The sequence below is a fragment of the Arthrobacter sp. MSA 4-2 genome (genome assembly GCF_016405885.1).
In the GTDB taxonomy this organism is placed as follows: Bacteria; Actinomycetota; Actinomycetes; order Actinomycetales; family Micrococcaceae; genus Arthrobacter_D.
The window spans coordinates 154,964-178,902 of record NZ_JAEKGC010000009.1 but is presented as its reverse complement, the minus strand read 5'-3'; the positions used below and the strand labels follow the sequence as shown (position 1 = coordinate 178,902).

The following is a 23,939-nucleotide window of genomic DNA, read 5'->3' as shown; positions in this document are numbered from 1 at the left end:
GGCGTTGAAGACGTCTCCACCTTCTCCGCCGTCGCCGACCACCAGGGCGGTGAGGGCGGTGGCGAGCACGATGGCGATGTAGGCGAAGAACTCGGTGGTCTTCGTCGAGGCCTTCGTCTCGGTGGAGCGGCGGTCAGCGACCGCGAGGTTGCCGTTGTGGGTGTCGGCGGGGTGGCTGTAGCCGTTGTTGTTGTTGCTGTTCGACATGGTGAATCTCCTCTTGAAAGTGTGGCTAGTGAGACCGGCGACGGATCCTTGGCCCGGAGGGCGGGATCACGTATCGGGATAGGGAGCTCGGAGGCCGCGGTTTGCTCCACAGCGTTGCTCTACACCGTAGACTCTACGGTGTAGATTTAGAGATAGCAAGTCGGCTTACTAGATGGTGGATGAATATGGTTTCAATGAACCGGCACGACGGCCCTGTTCCGCACAACGCGCGTGGAGATGCTGCCGTCCCGAGAACGGGCGGCAGGGGAAAGCGGAGGAGCCCGCTGAACAGCCGAATTGTGCTGCAGGCCGCGCTCGAGCTGGTCGATGTGGAGGGTCTTGAGGCCTTATCGATGCGCCGCCTCGGACACAAGCTCGAGAGGGACCCGATGGCGCTCTACCGATACGCGGCCAACCGGGACGCGCTGCTTGATGGGCTGACCGAGCTTCTGCTGGATCATTGGGTAATTTCCGGGGCCGGGGATGCGGACCGGGCCTGGCAGGACCAGCTGCGTCACGCCGCCCACGGATTCCGCCTCCTGGTACTGCAGCACCCCCATGTAATGCCGCTCCTGGTGACCCGACCATTGTCCACCCCCCTGGGCTTGCGGCCACTGGGTGCGTTGCGCCCCCTCGAGCAGATCCTCGCCATCTTCACCCGGGCCGGCTTCGGACCCTCGGGGGCCCTCCACGCCTACCGCGCCTATTACGGCTTTCTCATAGGCCATGTAATCAATGAACTCGAGGAGTTCGTCGTCAATGCCGATGAGGACGACACCGGGCTGCGGCTGGGCCTGCACCGGCTGCCCGAAAAGGACTTTCCCCATCTGCGCCGACTTGGTTCAGAGCTGTTGGACTACGACGGCGAAGCCGAACTCGACCAGGGCATCACCATCGTCCTCCGTGGCCTCCAGTCACAGCTTGAAAGCCCAGCGGGCCCCCGATAGCGACCGAAGGCTCCCGCCTCCAAAGAAGCGGGAGCCTTCTGCCCCCACATCAAGTGCGATGCTGCGGAGCACCTGTGCCCCAAGCGCATGGCATCGAATCTTGCCCGCATATGGCACGAGGGGCCGGTCCCATGCCAGCTGCTTGACCACTCGAACCATATCCATTTCCCCGCGGAGGGTCAGTGCGAGTCAAGTGGTGACTGAGCTGGCGCGACCATCTACTGTCCGATTCTCGGCACGCTCCGGCGCAACTGCTTAGTCGGTCTCTTGGCCCACTCAGGCTCCTCGCCGCGGTCCTGGCGTCGTTCGGCCTCGCCGGTTTCTTCATCCGCCCAGAGATCGTCAAGCGGCTCGGTTACGCCGAGGTGCAGCGGAGTGCGGCGGATGCTTCCCATTCGGCGCCCCGTCAATGCGTGGTGAGGCTGTCCGGCAATGCCTCCAGTCAGGAGATGGGGGTGTGGCCAGTGTCCACTTTGGGTCTCGGACTGGGCCGCCTCGGTGCCGGACTGGGCCGGATTGGGACCGGTAGCGCAGGGTTCCGGCGAAGCTGACTTTGTGGGAGTTGCTCCTCCGACAGACCTCATGGCCGAAGTAGTCGAGAATGTCACCCAGTTGAGACGACTCTTACACGCGATCGATGATCGCTGGCGGCTGGACGCACTTGCTGAACTCGACGATTACATCCCGTAGCGGCCTGCCGCCTAAAAGTGGTACTCGAGAAGACGAACTTACACACTGGGACCGACCGCTCGTAGGACTGGGCGGGGTCGCAGTGAGGTATATCCGGCTTCAGGGAAGCGTTGCGGATCCGGCGAGAACGGCTCAATCCGCGACCGGCACATCCTGCGCAAGGTACTGGAAACCGGTTGATCTACGGCATTTCGAGTAATCGCAGGGGCTGCGTGCTGAAAATGTCGCCGGACACGGCGGGGTTCTTCGACCCGATCATCCATCCGTGCCGCCGAGGGTAACGAATAGCGGGGCGGGACAGTGTTCTAGGATCGGTTCAAAGGTTCCTCGCTCCGCGGGACCGGTCCTCCCAGACCGCGCGTGGCCCGTGCCCGGCGCCCGCTACCAACCGTGAAAGCAAGGTGTCCTGTGAGCGCTGAAGATCTGAACCGACTGAAGGTCGCCGCCGCCGACCGGGAGGCAGCAGAATTCGAACTGGACCACGCGGTGCTCACCCTGCAGGAGGCCGTAGCCACGGCCCTGCGCCACGGTGAGGACCCCGAGGTCATCGCTGACGTCACCGAGCTGTCCGCCTCGGAGGTGCTCGAACTGCGCGGTGGGCCCGAGGGCGAGGACGCCACCGGGAACTACTCACTCAGCGACCTGGATCCCGACCGCATTCAGTCCTCCGGGACTCTGCACACCTGATGGCGTTTTCTCCCTGATTGACCTTGTCCAGCAGCGCCTGCCCCCGACCGGTGATCTGCACGATGTGGTTTCTACGGTCGGTGCTGCTCGGAGCCCGGACTACCAGCGACCGGGCTTCGAGCCGTATCAGGAGGTGTCCGACAGTCTGACCCTGCACCCTGAGCGTGTGGGCCAGTTCGGTCTGAGTTACTGGACCCGAGGCCGCGAGGGCCCGAAGCGTGTTGATGCCCGAATGGGTGGCATCCACCTCGACGAGGCGCCTGTTCCAAGCCTGTTCGGCCCGGCGGGCCCGGTGAGCACGTCACAGGGGGGCAGCTCCAGCGTTTGGCATAGGCCGGGCCAGCACCCCTGCAGTTGAAGATCATCTCAACGAATATATGCAGCACCGGGGAGACCTGCTTAAATAGTCCTTCGACCGCGGAGCAGTAGCGCAACCGCCGCTATGCCAGTTCCGCACCGCCATAGGTCTGCCGCCCACCCTTCGAGGGGGCGGCGGCCCTGGATCCATGGAGCTATCGGATGCAGTCAACGCTCTCTCGCCCCCGATTCTTTCGGAGAGTGGCCGCAACTGTCGCAGCCCTCGTGGTGGTCTCCACCGCAGGGTGCACCAGCGAGTCCGAACCGCCCGAGGAAGTTGAGATCGCTGCTGTCGGCGACATGAACGGCGCCGGGAACAACTCATCTGACAGTCCGTCCGGGCGGAACGGTGCGGCGATCACCGAGCTCGTGGAGAACGACGAGATCGACGCGTTCCTCGGGCTCGGGGATTTCCAGTACGACACCGCGTACTGCGAGGACTACGTGGACTATTGGATGCCGCTGTGGGGTGGCACGATGCCCAAGCTGTACTGGGTGTCCGCCCCCAACCACGACTGGGAACCGGGCCGCAATGAGAACCTCGACAACTTCATGAACGACCAGTGCCCGGGGAGTACGGGGAAGTCTGCGATCAACCGGGAGAGGGGGTGGATCTCTAATGGGGAACCGTACTCGAAGGACTTTGGGAACTGGCATGTCGCGTTTCTGTCCTCTGCACTTTGGCGGTACGACGAGTCGGAGGCCCGGGCGGCGACGAAGTGGCTGGACAAGGACCTCGCTGCTGCGAAGGAGGACGGCAAGCACCTGGCCGTGGTCCATCACGAACCGTACTTTACGTCGAGGACGGAGTCACACGAGCGGGCCGCCAGCCACAAGCCGTGGATCGACGTGATGTGGAAGCACCGGGTCCGTTTGACCCTCTCCGGGTCACAGCACAACTACGAACGGTCGTGTCCGGTGAATAACGACGACGAGTGCGTCCGGGGCGGGATGACCGCATTCCAGGTGTCTACGGGGGGGATGGACCTCCGCCCCTTCACCAGCAGCCCGTCCTACATCGAGAAGCGGTTCAGCGACACCCACGGGTTCCTCCGGCTGACACTGCGGGACGACGGGTCCTTCGACTGGAAGTTCGTTCCAACCTCCGGGTCGAGCCGGGACTCGGGTACGCGTTCCGCACCATAAGAAGAGACTGTCTCGCGTCATCAATGCCGGCTCTCACCCGACCTACTGACCGGGATGGGGACACGGCGCTGGAGGCGTTTCCTACCGTCGACGTCCTCTCCGTGCCCGAGTGCCCTTGGAAGTCGAGAGCGTCGCCTCGGGCAGAGCTTCCCCTCCCGGCATCTTCGCAGACCCACGCCGCGGCACAGTCATGGCGGCAACCTCCCTGAGCCGGGGGTGGAGATGGTCCTCGCCGTCCACCGTTCCCGACTGCCACGACAGTGTGAGCCCGTCCGCGGTGTCCTCGAGCGACGCGAGGTTGTTGTCGAACCACGGTCCCCTGATGTTCCGCCAGCGGAACGGTGGGTTGGGAACTTTCACGGAGCGCGCCACGAGGGCCCCAAGAGGTGCCGCCACGGCGTAGGAGAGGATAGCGGTGGAGGAGCGCAGGAGCCACGGCAGCGGATTGCGGATCGGGGAGCAGACCACCTGGAGGATACGGCTGCCCGACGTCCTGTCCACTTCCGCGACGTACGAGAAGTGGACGTCTCCCGACAGGAAGGTCACCGTCTCCGGTGCCGGGCCCCGTTTGCCGTCCGCCACCTCCGTCGCCATGAGGGCCACGGCGCGGAAGCTGCTCTGGAAGGCCGCCCAGTGTTCGAGATCCATGCCCTGCCGCAGCTTCTCACCCAGCCGTGCGCCCCGCGCGCCCCACGCACCCTGTGCGAGTGCCTCGTCCCATGACTCGATGTGATGCAGCCCCAGCGGCAGGAGGAACGGAAGCGAGGTGCCCACCAGCAGGTGTCGGAAGCCGCCCACCATCCTCTGATCCAGCCACGCCGTCTCCTCCTCGGTGAGCAGGGCCCGCGCATCGGGTGTCAGCACTCGGGATCCGCGGGAGTCGACCACGATCAGGCGCGTGTCATCGAAGTCGCGGCAGTAGCTCCAGCGGTAGCTGGCTGGGTCCTTGTCCGCCCGGTCGGCGAAGGCGTCGAGCTCCTCGCTCAGGTCGAGCTCGGCAGCGTCGTGATGGTTGATGATCCGTTGCCAGATGCGGTCCTCGGCACGCCGGTCCGGCGACATATTGCCGAGGTGCTGGTACACCCAGTACGACGCCAGGCCCGCCACGATCCGGTCCTGCCACCAGGAGGTGGCCTCCATTTCCTGCTTCCAGGAGGTCGAGGCGTTCCAGTCATCGCGGATGTCGTGGTCGTCGAAGATCATGGCACTGGGAAGGGTGGACAGCAACCAGCGGTTGGCACTGTCGGACCAGGCCAGGTTGTAGAGGTGGGCGTACTCCTCATAGTCCTTCAGCTCGGCGCCGGGCTCCTCCTCGATGTCCCTCCGCCCGCGGATGAACTGCTGCATCTCCTCACTGGTGGAATCGGCGTACACCTGGTCGCCGAGGAAAAGAATCAGGTCCGGCCGCGGTGAACTGTCGTCCTTCGTCCGGTTGAGCGCGTACGCGCGCATGGCATCGATGCCGTGGGTCCGATTGCCCTCCCTGGTGTGGGGGACGCTCGTGCGGCAGGACCCGAAGGCCAGTCGCAGGGGCTTCCCCGGGGTGCGTGTCGCAATGCTCGACGGCGGAAATTCGGGAACCGATTCCGGGTCCGGCCAGGCCTGCTGTCCGTCGATCTCCACCGTGTAGGCGGTGACACTTCCCGGCTCGAGCCCGTCCACCTCGACGAGCGCGTAATGGTGCCCGTGGACCGCGAACGTGCGTGCTTCCCAGGACCGCTGGGCGGCCCGGACGACGACGCGTGCCGCGGTGCCGACCTCCACCCAGATGCTTGCCGAGGTTTCGTCGACGTACCGCAGTATGGGCCCAAGGACCAGGGGAGTTGGTGTCATACGTAAGTTCTACCCTTCTACCCGCAGCGCACCGGTACCTACTTCGGCGAGGTCAGAGGCTCTCGACGACGTGATCGTCCTGGCGCAGCGCGACGATCACCAAGGCGACAAACATTACGGCCATCACGGCTAGGACGCACGACCCACGACCTGATGCCAGCTTTCAGCGCTTGAAAACACGATCTCCGCAGCCAGGGCGCACGCCACACCTTGTCGTGAACGGCGTCAGGTGAGCGACAGCTTGTCAGGAAGTGCTGAGCGCCTGGACGAAATGGTGCTCAGCTGTTTTCCATCGGTGCGGGTTTGGGTGCGGCAGAGCCGCGGTAGGTGAGTTTGCGCAGTGCCAGCTCGGCTGGTCCGCGCAGGCCGCGGCGCTCCATGGCAACGGCGAGGACGACGGTGGCCGCCCAGACCGTGACGGCGTAGGCGAGGACGGACCAGCTGGAGAGCTGGGCGCCGAGGCCTAGTCCCCAGGCAGCGAGTACCGGACCCCATGCGAGGGATTGGACGAGGTAGCCGCTCATGGAGCGCCGGCCAAGGGCGGAGACCCAGCGGACGGGGCCGCTGGCTGCTGCGGACCTCCGGGACATGCGGTGCGCGATGAGGCCGAACAGTGCGGCGTAGCCGATGCCGGTGAAGGTTCCTGCAAAGAGGCTGATGTGTTGGACGACGGCGTCGGGGGCGATATCGATGACGCCGGTGTGCTGAAGCGCCAGGGCGGCGCCCGTCGCCCAGCCTGCGGCGATGCCCCCTACGGCCAGCCGCCGCAGGAGCACAAGGTGTTCACCGGGGTTGTCCAGGATCCGGTGCCGTGAGGCAAGCACACCCATAAGGAACGCTGCCGGCAGCGAAACGCCCACAAGGCTTCCAATCAGGACAGCGATCCAGGCGGGGAACCGTTCGAGCACCGAGGTCAGGTAGTTCGGTTCAGCGATGCTGAGAAGCTGAATGTCCTGGGGATTGGTTGCTGGCTGCCCGGTGGTGACCGTGGACGCCAGTGCGCCCACGAGCCCAAAGACGGCGGTGAGTGCCAGCAGCACGCCGATCCAGGTCTTCAGGGTGCGGTCCGTCCGGTTGAAGAACAGCGGAACCATGATCAGCCCGATCAGGCCGTACGAGCCGATGATGTCTCCTTGCCACAGCAGGGCGGCATGGATGGCGCCGAAGGCGATCATCCACCAGTGGCGCCGGCGCAGGAGGCGCCTGGCATCGGCGGGGGTGGTGCCTTTGGCGGTCTGGCGGGCATACATCTGCCCGATCCCGTAGGCGAACAGGAATCCGAACATGGTGTAGACGCGGGCGTCGACCGCCATCAGGGTGAACCCCTGGGCGAGGCGATCCGCCAGGTTGCCGATGACGGGGTGGATGCCTATGGTCCCGATGGGCGCGGTGTAGAGGAAGTAGGGGGCGTGTGCCAGGGCGATGAGCAGCAGCATTACCCCACGTGCGAGGTCGGGTGCCAGAGACCTCTCCTTCAGCGGAGTGGGGAGCACCGTGACCACCGCTTGATGCCCATGCTCCTCACCTCCGGAATCTCTTGCAGTCTGATCGAGCCGATTCGTCATGTTGGTTCCTCCATATGAGATTTAGTGATGGGCACCGGTCAACTCGCCAGTCCCTCGAGCAGCCAGTGGTTTCGAGTCGGAGCCCGCGGCCGATGGTTCCCAACGCGGCCGCAACTCCGAGCGGAATGCTTCGCCGGAGAGGCAGCGGGGAAGCTTGCGGCGTCCTCCGCCCTGCCCGAATTCGAGTAGAAACCATGTTCTTACAACCGAGTCAAACTTCAGATGGTCCGGCACTTCCGGCAGCCTATGGGCTCTCTCACGCCCACGGGGATAACAGAATCCACTCAGCCGGTCGCACACCGCCTCGTCACCAACACGTGAAGCTCAGCGCAGGTGTACAACCTCGTGAACCGACGGTTGCGGAGGGCGCCGCTCCAATACCTGTCTCAGGCGTGCTATGTGTTCAGCGGGCAGGGAGGGCGCTGAGTCCCATGTCGGCGATTGCGAGCAGCTCGGTGGTGGTTCCTCCATCGCGCGCGCGTGCGGCCATGCCGTTATGAACAGCCATGATGTAGTTGGCAATCTGCTCGGGGTCAGACCCTTCGGGGACTTCGCCCTCGTCGATGCCTTGGGCGACGCGCTCCGCGATGCGGCGCCGGAGTGTCTCCCTGTGCTCAGCCAGGCGGGGTTCGAGCGCGAGGAAACAGCCTGGGGGTGTGTCTTCGCTGGTGTGTGAGTAGGCGCTGAGGTGAAGCATCTCGGTGAGGCTTTCGCGAAGCGTCGGCAAGGACAGGGCCTTCTCGGACTGCCGACGCACGCCGGCGAAATACCAGGCGGCAGCAGCTTCGAAGAGTTGATCCTTGTCTCCGAACGCGGCGTAGAGGCTCGGCGGGGTGATGCCGATGGCTTCGGTCAGTTTCGCCACGGTTGTACCCTCGTACCCGTTCCGCCAGAAATGCTCCATTGCGACAATAAGCGCCGCCTCACGGTCGAATGTTCTCGGTCTGCCTGCCACAGAGCCATTATATAGTGTCCGCTAGGGAATGTGCTATCTTGCTGTATGGATTAACTAGCGTCCACTACAGAAAGAAGTGTTTCCATGCAGATCAAGGGTTCAACAGTGCTCATCACGGGCGCTAATCGGGGGATCGGCGGCGAGTTCGTCCGTCAGCTCCAGGCCCGCGGAGCGGGCAAGATCTACGCGACCGCCCGCGATACGGACTCCATCCACCTCCTTGGTGGAGTCGAGGGTGTTGAAGTTCTCGGGCTGGATATCACCGATGACGATCAGATCGAGGCGGTGGCCGCTCGGGCGGTCGATGTCGACCTGCTGATCAACAACGCAGGCGTGGCGTCCGGGGCTGATCTCCTGGCCGGGGACCTCGAAGTGATCCGGCGGGAGTTTGAGATCAACTTCTTCGGCGCCCTGAAGATGACCCGGGCATTCGCTCCGGTTCTTGGTGCCAATGGGGGCGGCGCAGTGCTCAACGTATTGTCAGCTGCCTCGTGGTTCAGCGCTCCGGGAGCAACGTCCTACGCGGCGTCGAAAGCCGCGGCGTGGAGCCTTACCGACGCCACACGCGTTCTATTGGCCGCACAGGGCACCGAGGTGCTCGGTCTGCATATGGCTCTGGTCGACACCGATATGACGGCCGGGATCGATGCACCGAAGACCCACCCCGCCGATGTTGTCGCTGCGGCCCTGGATGGCATCGAGCAGTCAAGGACAGAGGTACTCGCCGATCCCATCACGGTCGGGCTCAAGTCCGGTCTCCACCTCGATCCCGCCGCACGTTACGGAACCCGGCCCAACCCCTAATCCCGGCTCCGGCCTTCCGGCGCCATCACCGCCAGAGTGTGGTCAGCAGACTCCATCCGAGCTGCCCACCAGAAACGGCGGCGGTCAGGCATCTCCTTGCGGAACCCACGGCGGTGACCACATGAACCGCAGCGCACAAACGCCCGTCCTTCCGTGGAGAAGGACGGGCGCTTCCGCGGATTGGCGAAGAACTATTCTCGTGGCCCTGCCCCGTGTTCCCGGCATGGCTCTGGCCCCTGGTGCTCTGAGTTCCTGTCAGGTCAGGGTGACGACGATCTTGCCGGCGCCGCCCGCGGAGAGCTCGTGCGCTTCCCGAATTGAGTCGAGGGGCAGGACGTGGTCGACACGGGGGCTGTACAGGCCGAGCCGGCCGAGGTCGGCTGCGTGGTCGAGAAGGGAGGAGTCGTTCACGGCGTCCACTTTGCGGAGGCCCAGCCGTGCGGCCCCTTCTGCGTCGATGACGGTGATGACACGGGTGCTGTCTCCGACGATGTCCACCAGGTCCGGCAGCGACGCCGACGGCGCCGAATGCAGGGCGGCATTGATTCCCTCGGGTGCCAGTGCTTTGACGCGATCGGCCAGGCCCGGCCCGTACGTGGTCGTCGCTACTCCGAGCTTTTCGAGATATTCGTGGTTCTCAGACCGTGCCGTGCCGATCACCCGGGCGCCGGCGGCCAGCGCGAAGGCCGCTGCAGCGCTTCCCACGGCACCTGAAGCGCCCTCGATCAGGAACGTCTTACCTGACAGGTCTCCTAGCGCGTTGAGCACCCCTGCAGCCGTGGCGGAGGCGAGCCCCGCGGCGGCCGCCTGTTCCACCGACCAGTTGGAAGGAACCTCACTCCAGGCCGTGAGCACCGCGAACTCCGCAGTGGTATCACTCACGCCTCCAAGTCCGAAAACGAGGTCCCCGACGCGTGCGTTCGAGACTCCCTCTCCGACCTCGTCGATGACTCCCACGGCATCGCGTCCAGGTATCGCAGGCAGCCCGATGGGAAGCACCTCCTGGATGACACCAGAACGCAGCAGGTAATCGATGGGATTGACGCTCACCGCCTGCACCTTGATCCGGACGGAACCCGCTGTGGCGTGGGGCTCGGTTGTTTCCTCGATGATCATCACGTCCGGGTTTCCGTACTCGTGATAGCGCGCAGCCCGCATGGGGTCTCCTCAACTTCCCGTGCAGGGCGTTTCCCTGCAGCAGCGCCAGCCTAGGACCTGACGCTAACGTCAGGTGCAAATGACGGCTGGGCGACGGGCCCGCCGTGTCGCCGACGCCGAAGGGTGGACAGCCTAAAGGGAGCGGGCTTTCGAGGCCGTGATGAGTTCATCGAGACGTGCACTCGCCTCGTGCAGTTCCGCCATACGATGCGCAAGCGCCTCCCGTTCGGACTGCAGCATCGCCTGCTGTTCCCTGGTGGTGCCGCCTGTGTCGATGCAGGGCAGCAGTTCCGCGATGCGGCGACTGCTCAACCCCGCTGCGTACAACGTCTGGAAAAACCGAACACGGTCCACCGCGCTGCTTTCATACTCGCGCTGGCCGCCGGGCGTGCGCGTGCTCACCAGCAGTCCCTGCTCCTCGTAGTACCGCAGCGCCCGCACACTCACACCAGACTGCCGCGCCAGTTCACCAATGCGCATCGACGCTCCCTTCGTGCGGTGCTTCATTCAGCGCCGCCATGGATTTGCACCTGACGTTAGCGTCAGGTTCTACCCTCATTCTATGACTTCTCTCTTCGATAATCTGCCCCTCGGTGAGCTCCGCCTCCCCAACCGGATCGTCATGTCTCCCATGACGCGGGTACGTTCCGGTGGTGAGGGACTCGCCACGGCATCCATGGCAACCTACTATGCGCAGCGGGCGACCGCTGGATTGATCATCACCGAAGGCATCCAACCGAGCCTGGAAGGACAGTCGAATCCACTCACGCCGGGTCTGTATAACGCCGCACAGATTGACTCCTGGCGGCAGGTCACATCTGCCGTGCACGTCAACGGCGGCCGAATTTTCGCCCAGATCATGCACGCCGGCAGGATCAGTCACCCCGACACCACCGGCTACCAGCCGGTGGCGCCCTCGGCGGTTGCAGCCCGTGACGCCTATGTCTTCACCCCCTCGGGCCCGCAGTTGGCGCCCGTGCCGCGCGCCCTTGCGACCAGTGAAGTCCCCGCTGTAGCGGAGTCGTACGCGGCCGCGGCGCGCCGGGCCATGGAGGCAGGCTTCGACGGCGTTGAGCTGCACGGCGCAAACGGATATCTGATCGGGCAGTTCCTGTCGAGCAACGCCAACCTGCGCACCGACCGCTACGGCGGAACGGTCTCCGGGCGCATCCGCTTTGCCGTGGAAGCGGTGACCGCGACGGCCGATGCAATCGGGGCGGACCGCGTTGGGCTGCGGGTGTCGCCCGGCGCGGGGATCTGGGACGTGAGCGAGTCGGAGATTCCCGAGCTGTACGGGGCGCTGCTCGAAGAACTGGCCCCGCTTGGCCTGGCCTATCTCCACGTGGGAGCAAGCCCGGATGACGACGTGATCCGCGGCCTGCGCCGGGCGTGGGAGGGCGCTCTCATCGTCAATCCGTCGAAGCCAGGCAGTGCCGTTCCCTCGGCGCGCGAAGATGCTGACCATTGGCTTCCTGAGGGCGCAGATCTGATCTCCTTCGGGCGGGCATTCCTCGCCAATCCCGACCTTGTCGAACGCCTGCGCGCGGACCACCCTCTTGCCGTTGCGGATGTCGACACCTACTACCAAGGCGGCGACGAAGGCTACATCACCTACCAGCCCTTCTGCCACGCGCCATCCGCCCTGGTCGCCGCGGAGGGCTAATGAGACCCCCCCGGCTCGCCGTAACGTGATCTTGGTGCCGCTGTAATGTCACCGCAATGGAGGCTCGTCATGCTGAAGCCATGAAGCAGACATTGAATCACTCAACTACTGCAGAGCTCCGGTGCGACTCGTGCGGAGTGCTTCCCGAACCCGGCAGGACAAGGCTGACACTGGCCAACGTGGCCGTGGTGCTTCCCATCGAACTGGCAGTCCATGCCCTCGTGGTCAACACGGAGCTGTCCTATGGCCTGAAAGTGGCCGTGCTGGCCGTCACGGCAACAGCGCTCGTGATCTGGATTGCCGAGCCGTCGGTCATGCGCCTGCTTCGTTCCTGGCTCCACGCCCCTGCCCTGCGTCACCGGGGGAGGCTGGCCGCGGCACCCGCTCTCTGGCGGGTACGGGTCGTCCTGGCGGATCGGCCTGGTGCCCTCAAGCGGATTACCCACCAGCTGACCCGACTCAACATCAACATCCTCGGAATCCACGTACACCCGACGGCCGGCGGAAGCCTCGATGAACTGGTGCTATCCGTGCCGGGCCAACTCACCAAAGAGGACGTCCTCGAAGCCCTCAATGCGGCCAGCAGCGGTGTGATCGGCGTATGGCCCACCACCCCTCTCGTCCTGGCTGACGGCCAGACACGGGCGCTCAGCCTCGCGATCAGTATCGCGCGGAACCCCGACATGCTTCCATGGGTGATCGCCGATATGCTCCGAGCCGACGTCGTTCCACCCCACCGGCAGGTTGTTCCACCTGCCGGTTCTCCGGTGTTGAAGGTACCTACAGCCTGGAAAGGGCCACTCCTGTTCCGCCGCGACGGCGAACCCTTCACACCTGCGGAATCGGCGCGGGCGCACCGCCTGGCCGAACTCGCCGAGATCCTCGAACTGGGCAGACCGGCGCACGCCCCCACACGCCAGACAGCCTGACCGGCCCCTGCCAGCCAGGGTGACATCACTGCATTCCAAGGAAGGGTTTTCATTATGCGAGTCGGTCTCATCAGGGCTCTATCCACCACTGACCGCCGGCTGCTGCACGCCCACGGGCGCTTGCTGCACAAGGTCTTCGGGTACGACGTGACCACACGGTGCATTCCCGACCAGCCCCACGGCGTCTATGACGCGGCATCATATGAAGCGGCGGGCCCCAAGGTCGCTGAGCTGGCCCGTGAAATGGCAGGAGGGGTCGACGCCCTGATCATCAGCTGCGCTGCGGATCCCGGACTCGAGGAAGCCCGCGCCACCGTCGGGATTCCCGTCATCGGAGCAGGGTCCGCCGCAGCAGCGGCCGCCCTCGCCTACGGCGGCCGTGTGGGCGTGCTGGGACTGAAACACCCGGTGCCCACCACTATTTCCAGAGCCCTGGGGGAGCGGGTGATCCTCCTTGATGGATCCGACGGTGTGGAGACTTCCAACGGCTTCCTGCTGCCCACCGGCATTTTCAACTCCCTGTCAGGAGCGCAGATGCTTGCCGAGGCGGGGGCCGATGTCATCCTGCAGGCGAGCACAGGCCTGAGCAGCATCGGCATGGCAGAGGTGCTGCGCCGTGAGCTCGGCCTTCCGGTCATTGATGCCGTGACGGCTGCCGGCTCCATGCTGACCGCAGCCGTATCGATGCGAACTCCCCAGCCCGTGTAGGAAAGACCGCCCGGCCGGCACGCCCCGATCCTGCAACAGGACCAAGGGTCCTTCGTGAAGGCAGAGCGCCGCGCTAGTCGCTGCCGGCTTCAGTGCTGATGCACAGCCGGTTGCCTTGGGCGTCAGTGGCCACTACCCACATGGGCGCGTGTTCATTATTGAGCTTTGCACCAACGCTTGCCAGAGCATTCAGAGTAGAGGCGCTTTCGCTGAAGGGGACAGTGACGTCCACGTGTAGACGATTCACGTTGGGACTCTGGGACTCCTGAAACCAGATGGCCGGACCCCTGCCATAGGGATCGGTCAGGCTTCCGTCTTCCCGCATCTTATAGCCCAGTGCAGTTCGCCAGACTTCCGAAATGGCCTCCGGGGCGTCGGTATCGATGGCTATCTCCACTGTGCGCAGGAGTTCCGGGAGGGGCGTGACGCCCGTAGCCTGGGCCTGCTTCGATATCGCGCGGGCCAACGTCACGTCACGCGCCGTCACCCTGCCTCCGGCATCGTGCGACGTGAGCGTGATGAACAAGGTGTCATACCGCCAGTCCACATCAGGGTGGTGGCCGGATTCCTGTGCCAGCCCACCAATGGTGGAAAGCAGATCCAAGGCAGTGGCGGATGATTCACATTTAAGTGCTGTCCGCAAAGCACCCAAACCATAGCGCCATTCCGGCAGCTCGAGCAGATTTGCTTGGATTTGCTCCTGGTTCAGAACATCTCTTGCTGGCATGGTTTTCTCCTCCGGTTTTCGGGTCACAGATAGGGGTCTGCCGCATGGGCTGGGATGGGAGCCAGAAACCGTTCATCGAATTGCGTCACGGTTGACAAAGTCATTCCCCTGTCGCTCCGTTAGCCGACACCCCCGTCATAGCGGCTGCGCGCTGCCTCGATGCCGGGCAGGTGAACCGCGGCCCATTCAAGGATCGTATCGACCGGCGCTCGAAGGGTCTTGCCCAGTGCCGTGATGCGGTACTCCACCGCTACGGGCCGGACGTCGAGAACGACGCGTTCGACGACGCCATTGCGTTCAAGCCGGCGCAAGGTGCCGGTCAATGATTTCTGCGTGACTGCCGGAATGGCCCGGCGCAACTCATTGAAGCGGCAAGGCCGCTCACACAACTCTCCCAGCACCTGCAGGGACCATTTATCGAGCACCTGATCGAGGAGCTCCCGATGCGGCGCGCTCAGCTCAAAGCGCTCCGTGGAATGGGTATCAGTATCCGACATGAAACCTAGTCTCGTTGAAGTGTCCAAAACATACCAAGTACCTTAATGATACCAATCACCAGCTGAAGGAGATTCCTGTGAGCGTTCGCCTTTCCTCCCCCCAGGGCATGATGCCCTCAACCCCTTACCACCACGTCGCCGTCGCGGCCGGCACCCGCCACGTGTACATTGCCGGCCAGGTTGCTACGAACCAGGACGGAGCACCGCAGAAGCCCGGTGACCTCGCCGGGCAGGTCGCCTCGGCCCTCCGCAACGTCCACGAAGGCCTGGCCAGCACCGGCGCCACCTTCAGCGACGTCGTACGCCTCACCTTCTACGTGACGGGCTGGGCCCCTGAAAAAATTGATGCCTTCATGGCGGGCATCGACTCCGTTGCAGAGGAACTCGCACTGCCGTTGCCGATGCCTCCCGCGTCATTGATAGGAGTCGAATCCCTCTTCGAACCCGATGTTCTCGTCGAGGTCGAAGCCACCGCCATCCTCGACTGACCAGCTGGTGTGAATCGCTCCCCGGCGACGCCGCGGCCCCGATGGTGCACGCACGCCGGTGCCTTCCGTGGCGGCTGCGGCGTCGCCGTTGACACCAGCGCCAGGGCGGGTGCAGCTAGCGCATCACCGAGCTGAGGAGCAGGCTCGTCTCGCTGTTCACGACCCCTTCGATTGAGCGGATCTGCCCGAGCACCGCGTCGAACCGGGCGAGGCTGTCCGTGCGCAGCTCCGCCACGAGGTCCCACCCGCCGTTGGTGGTGTGCAGGGTGGTGATCTCCGGCAGGCCCCTGAGCTGGCGGATCACCCGGTCGGTGGCCCGCCCTTCAACCGCGATCATCGACACCGCCCGGATGGCCAGCGGGTCCACCTCGTCACGGACCCGGACGGAGAATCCCACTACGGTGCCTGTCGCGACGAGGCGGTCGAGCCGGCTGTTCACTGTCGCCCGGGCCACGCCGAGGGTCCGTGCGAGGCTCGCCACCGAGGCCCTGCCGTCCGCGCGGAGGGCCGAGAGGAGCCGGTGGTCAAGGTCATCGAGAGTTGCCATGTACAGAAGGTACATCTACGGGCGTCAAAATGCTCAGCCAACCAGCAAAAAGTCGGCATCCCGCTCATTGAGTGTGCAAATGGACCAAGCCTAAGCTTTCTCCAAGACCACTAAGGAGGCGCTCGTGACAGGTTTTGTCGATGTCCGCAATATGGCCCGCTGGGTGGCCAGCCGGGGGCCCGAAAACGTGATCGCTGGCCTCGTCGACTACCTCGAGGCAGACTTCCTGCGATGGGAAAGCTTCGACAAGTCGCCGCGTGTGGCCAGCCACACCCCGTTCGGGGTGATCGAACTGATGCCCACGAGCGACAACGAGACCTACGGCTTCAAGTATGTCAACGGGCACCCCTCCAACCCCGGGCGCGGCTTCCAGACCGTCACCGCCTTCGGCGTGCTGGCCGATGTCTCCAACGGCTATCCAACGTTCCTGACCGAAATGACGATCCTGACGGCGCTACGCACCGCAGCCACCTCGGCCCTCGCCGCCAGGGCGCTGGCGAGGCCCGGCGCACGGCGCATGGCCCTGATCGGCGCCGGCAGCCAGGCGGAATTCCAGGCCCTCGCCTTCCGCGGCTCCCTCGGCATCCACGAACTCAGCCTGTGGGACACCGACCCGGCGGCCATCGAGAAGGTGGTGCGCAACCTGGCCCCCCTGGGCTTCGACATCACCGTGGCGTCCTCCGCCGCCGGGGCCGTCGGTGGTGCGGACATCGTGACCACCTGCACGGCGGACAAGGCCCGCGCCACCATCATCACCGACGACCTGGTCGAACCCGGCATGCACCTCAATGCCATCGGCGGGGACTGCCCGGGCAAGACGGAACTGGACCCGGCGATCCTGCGCCGATCTACCGTCTTCGTCGAGTTCACCCCGCAGACCCGCATCGAAGGCGAGGTCCAGCAGTTGCCGGCCGACTTCCCCGTCACCGAACTTTGGCAGGTCCTCACCGGCTCCGCCCCTGGGCGCACCTCGCCGCAGGAAGTCACGGTGTTCGATTCGGTCGGGTTCGCGGTCGAAGATTTCTCGGCCATGCGTTTCGTCCGCGACGCTGTGGAGGGCACCCGTTTCGTCGAGGACATCGACCTCGTCGCCAATCCGGATGACCCCAAGGACCTCTTCGGGTTCGTCGGGTCCTTTTCCCCAATCCTGACCTGACACGCCGGCGGCGTGCTCGGCCAACGACATCACGGTTCTTGGCATCATCTGCAGGACCTGGACTGGCGTCTCGTGTGCCCGTGCGGGGATCCAGGCGGACGGGCCGCACAAGGTCATAGATGAACTTCATGGCCTTTTCCCCGGCCTGGTCCTAGCTGTCGTGCTCCGCCGGCAAATCGTCGGCCAGCATCGATGAAGTGTCCGGCAGGGTCCGGGCGTTATAGTCGATGATCTGCCAGCCGCGGTCGGCGTGTTCTTCCAAAACGGTCCAGGCGCCATTGGCCATGCCGGCGAACATCTCGCGCATGTGGGCGGGGGCGTCGAAAAAAGCCATCAGTCCGCTGCGCAGGGCGGCTCCGTGGCCGACCAGCACACCGGTTCCGCCGTCCCGCAGGGCCAGGGCCGCCTCCCTCATCACGGTCTTCATCCGGTCGTTCACTTCCGAGGGCAGTTCGGCGCCTGGGACCCGGTAATTCTCCTCGGTGAAGAACTTCCGATGGATATCCGGGTGCTGCTGACGGAACTCCCCGAAGGTGGTGCCCTGCCGGATGCCCACATCGTATTCACGTAGCCGTTTGTCAAGGACGGTTTCGAGGCCGGTCAGTCGAGCCAGCTCGTCAGCGGTATGCCGGGCACGTTCCAGATCGCTGGACCAGATGAACCGGGGTTTGAGCGTCGCCAGCAGGTTCGCCGCCCGCCTCGCCTGGCGGCGGCCGGTCGCATCGAGCGGGATGTCCGCGTGGCCCTGCGCCTTCTCCAGGACGTTCCATTCGGTCTGGCCATGCCGCCACAACACCAGGCGGGGACGTGGGCCGTCGGCCCGTACCTCCTGCATCAGTTCTCCTCAATGCTGCTCGTTTCCAACGGCCACGACCCTTGATCCCGGACGTGGACCGGTCCTATCCGGTCGCTCTGCGGTCCCGGATCGAAAGGGTACTGAACTATTCCCAAAGGGCTGGCAGAACCGTAGGCTTCGAGCTGATCCTATCGATAGCCGGGACGGGGACCACCGGCGCCCTTGGTGAAAGGGAACCGGCATGCGCGCAGAGGTTCAGGATTGGTATTCGGCCCGGAGCTATCAGGGCAGCGTGTTCGACCGGCGGGACCTCGTGGCGCGCAAGCAGGGCCAACGCGTCAGTGTGGTGCTTCCTGCGAAGAACGAGGCAGCAACCATTGGGGCGATCGTCACCGCGCTCCGCGTCGAGTTGATGGAGGAAGTTCCGCTGCTGGATGAGCTCATCGTGATTGATTCGAACTCCACGGACAATACTTCCGCCATAGCGGCGAATGCCGGAGCGCGGACAGCGCATCAGGACCAGATCCTCCCGGACACCGGATGCATTCCCGGCAAGGGCGAAGCGCTGTGGAAGTCCCTGGCCATTGCCTCGGGGGACATCATCGTGTTCATCGACGCGGACCTGCATGGGTTCGACGCGCAGTTCGCGGTCGGTCTGCTCGGCCCGCTGCTGACCGATCCGCAGATCCACTTCGTCAAGAGCTACTACGACCGACCTCTCGACAACGGGGTCCGGGTCATGCCGGCAGGCGGTGGCCGTGTAACGGAACTCGTGGCGCGCCCCCTGCTGAATCTGTTCTGGCCCCAGCTGGCTGGCGTTGTTCAGCCGCTGGCCGGAGAGTACGCGGCCCGCCGCAGCCTGCTGGAATGCATACCGTTTGTCTCCGGCTACGGCGTAGAGATCGGCATGCTGATCGACGTGCTGGAAACAGTGGGCCTGGGCGGCATGGCCCAGGTGGACCTCGGCGAGCGCCGTCACCGCAACTCCACCGATGACGAGCTGGCCAGGATGGCGATGCAGATCCAGCTCACTGTGCAGTCGCGGCTGCACCGGCGCGGGCTCGCCCCGGCCGCCCCGCCAACCGTGGAGCTGACCCAGTTCCTGCGTGACGGCGAACACTACATCGGTGACAGCACCGTCATCGGGGTGTCCGAACGCCCCCCGATGCTCGAAATCGGCCAGCACTCGTTCACCACCGGCAAGTGGGCCTGAGCATGCGGATCCTCATCAACGCCGGACCATGGCTGCCCGTCCCTCCCTCCGGCTACGGCGGCATTGAAACGGTCATCGCCACCCTGGTCCCCGAACTGCGCCGCGCCGGCCAACATGTCACCCTAGCGACCGTCGGCACCAGCACGATCGAAGCGGACAGCTACCTGCATCCGGTGGCCGAGCCGCAGTTCGCCTCGATCGCCCGGCCCTACAACCAGGTGTCGGGTATCGCGCACGCCCAGATGCAGGGGATCGTGAAGGCCATATACGACGGCGGCAGCTGGGATCTCGTCCACGATCACCTCGAAGTCGTGGGGCCGGCGGTGTTTGCCGCCATGGGCCGGGCCGCCCCGCCGGTGCTGCAGACCATGCACTGGGACCTGGCTAAGCACAAGGCGTTCTACGAATCATTCGACGGCCGCGGCCGGGTCCGGTTCGCCGCAGTATCGCAGTCCCAGCTGGACAGGGCACCGGAGGCACTGCGGCGCCAGACAATCGGCGTCGTCCCGTTGGCGGCTCCGCCGGGGCTTGAAATCCACGCGGACAAAGCAGACCACGCCCTGGTGCTGGCCCGCATCACGCGGGACAAGGGACAGGATGCGGCCGTTCGGATCTGTCGGCAGGCGGGCCTGCCGCTGGTGCTCGCCGGGCCGGTCGCCGGCATCAACGATCCTGAGGAGCTGGATCGCCGTCTGGCGGCGGGCGACGCCCAGTTGATGTCCCACCCGGATGTTGCTTACTTCCAGGACGAGGTCCGTCCGCTGCTCGACGGCGACCGCTACCGGTGGATCGGAGGCATCGGCGGCGAGGTGAAGGAACGTGTACTGCGTTCTGCGCGGGTGCTGCTGGCGCCCAATCGATGGGCCGAGCCCGGAGCAACCGGGGTGGTGGAAGCCCTATCACGGGGCGTTCCCGTCGTCGGCACGCCGCTGGGAGTGCTGCCCTCACTGGTGGAGCACGGCCGCACCGGGTTCCTTGCCGCCGACGAACAGGATCTGGCCGGATTCCTTCACAAACTGGACACCATTCGTGCCGAGGACTGCATTGAGGCGGCGTCGGTCTGGACGCCGGAGGCGATGGCTGCCAGTTACCTGCGTCTGTACGACCAACTACTTTCGGAGGCCCCATGACCGTGAACGTAGCCCTCATTGGAGCCGGATCGGTGGGGCAGCGCCATGCCTCAAACCTGCAGAGGCTCGGCGTCCGGATCACCAGTGTCACCGACGCCCAGCCGGCTGCGGCCGAAAGGTTGGCCCGCGGCCTGGACGCACCGGCGTTCACGGACCCCGATACGGCGCTGGACCGGACGGAGGCCGACGCGGTCTATGTGTGCGTGCCTCCCTTCGCCCACGGTCCGGGTGAGCGCGCAGCACTCGCCCGGAATCTGCCCCTGTTCGTGGAAAAACCGGTCGGCCTGGGCCGGGAAACCGCAGAGGAGATCGGAGTGCTCGTCGGAGCCGCCGGTGTCATCACGGGCACCGGCTATCACTGGCGCTGTATGGACGCCATGGACCACGCACGCAACCTGCTGGCCGAGGCACCGGCTCTACTGGCAAGCGGCTACTGGCTGGACAAGCGCCCGCCGGTCCCGTGGTGGGGCAGGGTGGACCGCTCCGGCGGCCAGGTGGTGGAACAGCTGACCCACATCCTAGACACTGCCCGCTTCCTCCTCGGAGAAGTCGTCGAGGTCTACGCCGCCGGCGTCCGGGGGGCCACGGCCGCCGACACGTTGCCGGCAGACGGGGAGCCGGACGACGTCGACGACGCCACGGCGGCCACCATGCGCTTCGCCTCGGGAGCGGTCGCGACGTTGGCTGCAACGTCCGTGCTGGCGGCCAAGCACCGCGCCGCTCTGCACACCGTGAGCCCCGGCCTGTACTTGGAATTGTCGGAAGCCGGCCTCAGCAGTTTCGACGGCACTTCCCGCATGGATCTTGCCTGTGGGGAAGACCCCCGCGTAGCGGTGGACCGGGAATTCATCCAGGCCGTCCGCGGCGAGCGGGAAAACACACGCGCTCCCTATGCCGAGGCCCTGCGCAGCCATCGGCTCGGCTGCGCCATCGCTGAGTCGGCCCGCACCGGACTCCCCGTGAAGCTGCCCGAAGAGCGCTCCGCTGCACCAGGAGCGGCGCCATGATGCGCCGGAACCTCGTCCTCCCGGCGCCTGGAGTCCTCGAAATTGTCGAGGAGCAGCTGCCCGAAGTCCCGGAGGGCGGACTGCTGCTCGAGACCCTTGTCACGGGCCTGTCCGCGGGCACGGAACTGGCCTTTGTGAAGGGGGACCACCCGGGGCTGCGGTCGCGCCTGGATTCTAACCTTGGCCTGTTCCTGCCGGACGCCGCCGGCACTGCTTACCCGGTTCGCCGACTTGGCTACATGGAAGTCGCCCGGGTCGCCGAATCGCGGACCGCCGCCTTCTCGGAAGGGGATGTCCTCGCGGGCGCGTACGGGCACGCCACCGCCCATGTGGCGGACCCGCTGAACGAGCACCTTGTGCTGCTGGGCGACGACCTTGACCCGCTGCTCGGCGTCTTTGTGGCACATCTCGGCCCGATCTGCGCCAACGGCCTGCTGCATGCCGCAGCCGAGGCAACCGGCGGCCAGGTCCGAAGCCTCGCCGACGGTGTGGACGGACGTCAGGTGCTGGTCACGGGAGCCGGCCCCATCGGGCTTCTGACCGCCTTGTTCGCCCGGTCACTCGGGGCAGGGGAGGTCGCCGTCGCGGACTCGGACCCGCGCCGCCGCCGGCTGGCTGAAGAACTGGGATTCCTCGCCCTGGACCTCAACGACGATCCGGGCAGGCTATTGAAGACACGGTGGCGCCATGGGCCGGCGGACCGGGGCGCCGACGTCGTATTCCAGTGCCGCGGACGTCCCGAAGCACTTCATACGGCCCTCCGCGCGGCCCGCCCCCAGGGAACCATCATCGATCTTGCCTTCTATACCAGCGGAGCGGACACCGTTCGGCTGGGGGAGGAGTTCCATCACAACGGGCTGAACCTGCGCTGCGCTCAGATCAGCCGCGTGCCGCGCGGCCTGGCAGGGCACTGGGACAGGGCACGGCTTTCCGCCGAGACAGTTAGACTGCTTCGCTCCCACGGCGATGTGATCCGCAAGCATCTGGTGACCGATGTCGTACCGTACGAGGACGCACCGCGGCTCATGCGTGAGGTATCGCTGCGCGAACGGCACGTGCTGACCGCCGTTTTCGCTGTGGCCCCCGCATACCTCTAAGCACGAATCCGCTGTCGTCCACAGGACGTTAGTTGCGGACCTGGGAAGGGTTTGTTTTTCAAGACACGGGTGTCTGGGTGGTGCCCGGGTGAGGGATGAGAATGACTCTATCGCCGCTCTACGTTTCGAGCCGGTGAACCAAGAGGACCGTATGCTCGGAGGGGAAGGAATCGACGATGAGGCTCCTGCTGACATCTGGAGGCGTCACCAATGCGTCCATCCGGGGGATGCTGGTGGAGATGCTCGGCAAGCCGATCGAGGACTGCAAGGCCCTATTCATCCCGACTGCGCAATGGGGACATCCCATGTGCTCACCGCAGACGGTGTGGCTGACGCTGGCGGGCCACGGGCCCGGCCGGCAGGGTCTGCTCGACCTGGGCTGGAGGTCAGTCGGAGTGCTGGAGTTGACGGCATTACCAAGCATTGCAAAAAGCCGCTGGCTGTCCTGGGTGCTGGAAGCAGACGTTCTCCTGGTGGATGGGGGAGAGGCAATCTACCTCGCGCATTGGATGCGGCAGTCGGGTCTGGCAGATCTGCTGCCGTCCCTTCCGGACACCGTCTGGGTCGGGGTGAGCGCTGGGAGCATGGTGATGACTCCGCGAATCGGCGCGCAGTTTCTGGACTGGAACCCCAGCGGGGGCGACGAAGCGCTCGGTGTGGTGGAGTTTTCGATCTTCCCTCACCTGGACTACCCGGGGTGGTTCGCGAACACGTCCGAGAGCGCGCGTCGGTGGGCAATGGATATTCGTGGACCCGCCTATGCCATCGACGACCAAACCGCGATCTCCGTCGTGGATGGCAGTGTGAAAATCATCTCCGAAGGGCGCTGGCAACAGTTCAATTCCGAGATCGAGCAGAAGCGCTGAGCATCATGCGGCGGACGGTGGAGGGCGCGACCTGCGGTAGTTCCTCGAATGCTGGCTTCGCGAGCCAGTACCCCTGGAACAGGCGGATACCAACCGCCTTCAGGAAAAGAAACTCTGCCTCGGTTTCGACGCCTTCGGCGAGCACCGCGATGCCCAACTCCTCCGCGATGGCTACGATGCCTGTGACCACGGCGCGGCGGGCCGGGCTGGTATCAATTCCTCGGACGAGCTTCATGTCGATCTTGATTAGATCCGGCTGGAACTCGACCAGGAGCCCCAAGCCGGCATGACCGGCACCGAAGTCATCGATGGCGGTGGTGAAACCGTGCCTGCGGTATTCGGTGATGATGTTTGTGAGGTGCACGGTGTCCGTGACCTCCTCATTCTCCGTGAACTCGAACATGATGGACGATGTGGGAAAGCTGCACCGTGAGGCGGCATGCAGCGTCGCCCGCAGACATGCGGCTGGTTCATAGACCGCGTTCGGCATGAAGTTGATCGACAGCTTCAGATCCTCGCCCGCAGGAAACAGCCGTGATGCCAGCTCGATCGCCTTGACGCGGCAGTCCTGGTCAAAGCGGTAGCGCTGTTCCGGTGAAATTTTCGACAGGACCTCAGAAGCACCCTCACCGGACACGCCTCGGACCAGCGCCTCATAGCCCCAGACGCGCGCACCAACCGCGTCATAAATGGGTTGGAAGGCCATGCTGAAATCAAAGCCGGGTTTCAATGATGCGGCGCAACTTTTGCATGCCATGCAGGTGCT

Annotated in this window: 26 protein-coding genes; 14 read left to right on the top strand and 12 right to left on the bottom strand. The window is 65.0% G+C overall.

Going from position 1 to position 23,939, the window contains the following annotated elements; all coding sequences use genetic code 11:
- On the bottom strand, positions 1-207 hold a 207-nt coding region (locus I6N91_RS11985), incomplete at its 3' end, for a hypothetical protein (RefSeq protein WP_198812791.1).
- A 299-nt stretch (positions 208-506) separates the two neighbouring features.
- Here I6N91_RS11985 and I6N91_RS11980 point away from each other — a divergent pair.
- Both I6N91_RS11980 and I6N91_RS11975 read left to right on the top strand, forming a co-directional pair.
- Positions 507-1,154, top strand: a complete 648-nt coding sequence (locus I6N91_RS11980; RefSeq protein ID WP_307843341.1) for a TetR/AcrR family transcriptional regulator C-terminal domain-containing protein — start codon at positions 507-509, stop codon at positions 1,152-1,154.
- A 1,098-nt stretch (positions 1,155-2,252) separates the two neighbouring features.
- Entirely contained in the window at positions 2,253-2,531 is a 279-nt protein-coding gene (locus I6N91_RS11975; RefSeq protein WP_198812790.1) for a hypothetical protein, read from the top strand.
- On the opposite strand, the gene I6N91_RS17605 is transcribed toward I6N91_RS11975, so the two are convergent.
- Entirely contained in the window at positions 2,479-2,778 is a 300-nt protein-coding gene (locus I6N91_RS17605) for a MarR family transcriptional regulator (protein ID WP_198812789.1), read from the bottom strand. The two genes, I6N91_RS11975 and I6N91_RS17605, sit on opposite strands and share 53 nt — an antisense overlap.
- A 311-nt stretch (positions 2,779-3,089) precedes the next feature.
- Here I6N91_RS17605 and I6N91_RS11965 point away from each other — a divergent pair, with 311 nt between their 5' ends.
- Positions 3,090-4,034: a hypothetical protein gene (locus I6N91_RS11965; protein ID WP_307843340.1), complete on the top strand. Its 945-nt coding sequence runs from the start codon at positions 3,090-3,092 to the stop codon at positions 4,032-4,034.
- 81 nt (positions 4,035-4,115) lie between these two features.
- On the opposite strand, the gene I6N91_RS11960 is transcribed toward I6N91_RS11965, so the two are convergent.
- The 3 genes from I6N91_RS11960 to I6N91_RS11950 all read right to left on the bottom strand — a co-directional run bounded on the left by I6N91_RS11960 (position 4,116) and on the right by I6N91_RS11950 (position 8,336).
- A complete protein-coding gene (locus I6N91_RS11960) occupies positions 4,116-5,867 on the bottom strand; it encodes an alkaline phosphatase D family protein (RefSeq protein WP_198812787.1) in 1,752 nt (583 codons plus the stop codon).
- 278 nt (positions 5,868-6,145) lie between these two features.
- Entirely contained in the window at positions 6,146-7,432 is a 1,287-nt protein-coding gene (locus I6N91_RS11955) for a DUF418 domain-containing protein (protein WP_198812785.1), read from the bottom strand.
- 403 nt (positions 7,433-7,835) lie between these two features.
- Positions 7,836-8,336: a TetR/AcrR family transcriptional regulator gene (locus I6N91_RS11950; protein WP_269823086.1), complete on the bottom strand. Its 501-nt coding sequence runs from the start codon at positions 8,334-8,336 to the stop codon at positions 7,836-7,838.
- 135 nt (positions 8,337-8,471) lie between these two features.
- Here I6N91_RS11950 and I6N91_RS11945 point away from each other — a divergent pair, with 135 nt between their 5' ends.
- Positions 8,472-9,191, top strand: coding sequence for an SDR family oxidoreductase (locus tag I6N91_RS11945; protein WP_198812781.1), 720 nt, complete (start codon positions 8,472-8,474; stop codon positions 9,189-9,191).
- A gap of 255 nt (positions 9,192-9,446) precedes the next feature.
- On the opposite strand, the gene I6N91_RS11940 is transcribed toward I6N91_RS11945, so the two are convergent.
- Positions 9,447-10,349 carry an alcohol dehydrogenase catalytic domain-containing protein gene (locus I6N91_RS11940; RefSeq protein ID WP_198812779.1) on the bottom strand — a complete coding sequence of 301 codons (903 nt, stop codon included), beginning with the start codon at positions 10,347-10,349 and terminating at the stop codon, positions 9,447-9,449.
- A gap of 132 nt (positions 10,350-10,481) precedes the next feature.
- A complete protein-coding gene (locus I6N91_RS11935; RefSeq protein ID WP_198812813.1) occupies positions 10,482-10,829 on the bottom strand; it encodes a MerR family transcriptional regulator in 348 nt (115 codons plus the stop codon).
- Between the two features lie 82 nt (positions 10,830-10,911).
- On the opposite strand from I6N91_RS11935, the gene I6N91_RS11930 reads away from it, so the two are divergent.
- The 3 genes from I6N91_RS11930 (at position 10,912) to I6N91_RS11920 (ending at position 13,649) form a co-directional block, all read left to right on the top strand.
- Positions 10,912-12,012, top strand: coding sequence for an alkene reductase (locus I6N91_RS11930; protein WP_198812777.1), 1,101 nt, complete (start codon positions 10,912-10,914; stop codon positions 12,010-12,012).
- A gap of 80 nt (positions 12,013-12,092) precedes the next feature.
- Positions 12,093-12,941: an ACT domain-containing protein gene (locus I6N91_RS11925; protein WP_198812775.1), complete on the top strand. Its 849-nt coding sequence runs from the start codon at positions 12,093-12,095 to the stop codon at positions 12,939-12,941.
- 54 nt (positions 12,942-12,995) lie between these two features.
- A complete protein-coding gene (locus I6N91_RS11920) occupies positions 12,996-13,649 on the top strand; it encodes an aspartate/glutamate racemase family protein (RefSeq protein WP_198812773.1) in 654 nt (217 codons plus the stop codon).
- A 73-nt stretch (positions 13,650-13,722) separates the two neighbouring features.
- Here the strand turns inward: I6N91_RS11920 and I6N91_RS11915 are convergent, their stop codons facing one another.
- Positions 13,723-14,376, bottom strand: coding sequence for a 4a-hydroxytetrahydrobiopterin dehydratase (locus I6N91_RS11915; protein ID WP_198812771.1), 654 nt, complete (start codon positions 14,374-14,376; stop codon positions 13,723-13,725).
- Positions 14,377-14,495: 119 nt separating this feature from the next.
- Positions 14,496-14,873 carry a helix-turn-helix domain-containing protein gene (locus tag I6N91_RS11910; protein WP_198812769.1) on the bottom strand — a complete coding sequence of 126 codons (378 nt, stop codon included), beginning with the start codon at positions 14,871-14,873 and terminating at the stop codon, positions 14,496-14,498.
- A 77-nt stretch (positions 14,874-14,950) separates the two neighbouring features.
- On the opposite strand from I6N91_RS11910, the gene I6N91_RS11905 reads away from it, so the two are divergent.
- The gene (locus I6N91_RS11905; protein ID WP_198812767.1) at positions 14,951-15,361 is read left to right on the top strand and encodes a RidA family protein; all 411 of its coding nucleotides are present in this window, start codon (positions 14,951-14,953) and stop codon (positions 15,359-15,361) included.
- A 115-nt stretch (positions 15,362-15,476) separates the two neighbouring features.
- On the opposite strand, the gene I6N91_RS11900 is transcribed toward I6N91_RS11905, so the two are convergent.
- Positions 15,477-15,908: an Lrp/AsnC family transcriptional regulator gene (locus I6N91_RS11900; protein WP_198812765.1), complete on the bottom strand. Its 432-nt coding sequence runs from the start codon at positions 15,906-15,908 to the stop codon at positions 15,477-15,479.
- Positions 15,909-16,032: 124 nt separating this feature from the next.
- Between I6N91_RS11900 and I6N91_RS11895 the strand changes: the two genes are divergently transcribed.
- Positions 16,033-17,064: an ornithine cyclodeaminase gene (locus I6N91_RS11895; protein ID WP_198812763.1), complete on the top strand. Its 1,032-nt coding sequence runs from the start codon at positions 16,033-16,035 to the stop codon at positions 17,062-17,064.
- A gap of 151 nt (positions 17,065-17,215) precedes the next feature.
- Here the strand turns inward: I6N91_RS11895 and I6N91_RS11890 are convergent, their stop codons facing one another.
- Positions 17,216-17,899 carry a histidine phosphatase family protein gene (locus I6N91_RS11890; protein ID WP_198812761.1) on the bottom strand — a complete coding sequence of 228 codons (684 nt, stop codon included), beginning with the start codon at positions 17,897-17,899 and terminating at the stop codon, positions 17,216-17,218.
- A 202-nt stretch (positions 17,900-18,101) separates the two neighbouring features.
- Between I6N91_RS11890 and I6N91_RS11885 the strand changes: the two genes are divergently transcribed.
- From I6N91_RS11885 to I6N91_RS11865, 5 genes are all read left to right on the top strand, one after another.
- Complete coding sequence (locus I6N91_RS11885) at positions 18,102-19,073, top strand: glucosyl-3-phosphoglycerate synthase (protein WP_198812759.1); 972 nt, start codon at positions 18,102-18,104, stop codon at positions 19,071-19,073.
- A 2-nt stretch (positions 19,074-19,075) separates the two neighbouring features.
- Positions 19,076-20,203, top strand: coding sequence for a glycosyltransferase (locus I6N91_RS11880; protein WP_233091772.1), 1,128 nt, complete (start codon positions 19,076-19,078; stop codon positions 20,201-20,203).
- Complete coding sequence (locus I6N91_RS11875) at positions 20,200-21,210, top strand: Gfo/Idh/MocA family protein (protein WP_198812757.1); 1,011 nt, start codon at positions 20,200-20,202, stop codon at positions 21,208-21,210. Before I6N91_RS11880 ends, I6N91_RS11875 begins: the two co-directional genes overlap by 4 nt.
- Complete coding sequence (locus I6N91_RS11870) at positions 21,207-22,307, top strand: zinc-binding dehydrogenase (protein ID WP_198812756.1); 1,101 nt, start codon at positions 21,207-21,209, stop codon at positions 22,305-22,307. Before I6N91_RS11875 ends, I6N91_RS11870 begins: the two co-directional genes overlap by 4 nt.
- A gap of 176 nt (positions 22,308-22,483) precedes the next feature.
- The gene (locus I6N91_RS11865) at positions 22,484-23,173 is read left to right on the top strand and encodes a Type 1 glutamine amidotransferase-like domain-containing protein (RefSeq protein ID WP_198812755.1); all 690 of its coding nucleotides are present in this window, start codon (positions 22,484-22,486) and stop codon (positions 23,171-23,173) included.
- Here I6N91_RS11865 and I6N91_RS11860 read toward each other — a convergent pair.
- Complete coding sequence (locus tag I6N91_RS11860) at positions 23,145-23,879, bottom strand: EAL domain-containing protein (RefSeq protein WP_233091771.1); 735 nt, start codon at positions 23,877-23,879, stop codon at positions 23,145-23,147. The genes I6N91_RS11865 and I6N91_RS11860 overlap by 29 nt on opposite strands.
- Positions 23,880-23,939: the final 60 nt, after the last annotated feature.

What these genes read in the sequence shown, in the direction of transcription:
- I6N91_RS11935 (WP_198812813.1), bottom strand. Translation starts at nt 10,829, where the DNA reads ATGCGCATTGGTGAACTGGCGCGGCAGTCTGGTGTGAGTGTGCGGGCG.
- I6N91_RS11955 (WP_198812785.1), bottom strand. Translation starts at nt 7,432, where the DNA reads ATGACGAATCGGCTCGATCAGACTGCAAGAGATTCCGGAGGTGAGGAG.
- I6N91_RS11925 (WP_198812775.1), top strand. Translation starts at nt 12,093, where the DNA reads ATGAAGCAGACATTGAATCACTCAACTACTGCAGAGCTCCGGTGCGAC.
- I6N91_RS11875 (WP_198812757.1), top strand. Translation starts at nt 20,200, where the DNA reads ATGACCGTGAACGTAGCCCTCATTGGAGCCGGATCGGTGGGGCAGCGC.
- I6N91_RS11880 (WP_233091772.1), top strand. Translation starts at nt 19,076, where the DNA reads ATGCGGATCCTCATCAACGCCGGACCATGGCTGCCCGTCCCTCCCTCC.
- I6N91_RS11870 (WP_198812756.1), top strand. Translation starts at nt 21,207, where the DNA reads ATGATGCGCCGGAACCTCGTCCTCCCGGCGCCTGGAGTCCTCGAAATT.
- I6N91_RS11930 (WP_198812777.1), top strand. Translation starts at nt 10,912, where the DNA reads ATGACTTCTCTCTTCGATAATCTGCCCCTCGGTGAGCTCCGCCTCCCC.
- I6N91_RS11950 (WP_269823086.1), bottom strand. Translation starts at nt 8,336, where the DNA reads ATGGAGCATTTCTGGCGGAACGGGTACGAGGGTACAACCGTGGCGAAA.
- I6N91_RS11865 (WP_198812755.1), top strand. Translation starts at nt 22,484, where the DNA reads ATGAGGCTCCTGCTGACATCTGGAGGCGTCACCAATGCGTCCATCCGG.
- I6N91_RS11890 (WP_198812761.1), bottom strand. Translation starts at nt 17,899, where the DNA reads ATGCAGGAGGTACGGGCCGACGGCCCACGTCCCCGCCTGGTGTTGTGG.
- I6N91_RS11960 (WP_198812787.1), bottom strand. Translation starts at nt 5,867, where the DNA reads ATGACACCAACTCCCCTGGTCCTTGGGCCCATACTGCGGTACGTCGAC.
- I6N91_RS11915 (WP_198812771.1), bottom strand. Translation starts at nt 14,376, where the DNA reads ATGCCAGCAAGAGATGTTCTGAACCAGGAGCAAATCCAAGCAAATCTG.
- I6N91_RS11945 (WP_198812781.1), top strand. Translation starts at nt 8,472, where the DNA reads ATGCAGATCAAGGGTTCAACAGTGCTCATCACGGGCGCTAATCGGGGG.
- I6N91_RS11920 (WP_198812773.1), top strand. Translation starts at nt 12,996, where the DNA reads ATGCGAGTCGGTCTCATCAGGGCTCTATCCACCACTGACCGCCGGCTG.
- I6N91_RS11940 (WP_198812779.1), bottom strand. Translation starts at nt 10,349, where the DNA reads ATGCGGGCTGCGCGCTATCACGAGTACGGAAACCCGGACGTGATGATC.
- I6N91_RS11900 (WP_198812765.1), bottom strand. Translation starts at nt 15,908, where the DNA reads ATGGCAACTCTCGATGACCTTGACCACCGGCTCCTCTCGGCCCTCCGC.
- I6N91_RS11860 (WP_233091771.1), bottom strand. Translation starts at nt 23,879, where the DNA reads ATGGCCTTCCAACCCATTTATGACGCGGTTGGTGCGCGCGTCTGGGGC.
- I6N91_RS11910 (WP_198812769.1), bottom strand. Translation starts at nt 14,873, where the DNA reads ATGTCGGATACTGATACCCATTCCACGGAGCGCTTTGAGCTGAGCGCG.
- I6N91_RS11885 (WP_198812759.1), top strand. Translation starts at nt 18,102, where the DNA reads ATGCGCGCAGAGGTTCAGGATTGGTATTCGGCCCGGAGCTATCAGGGC.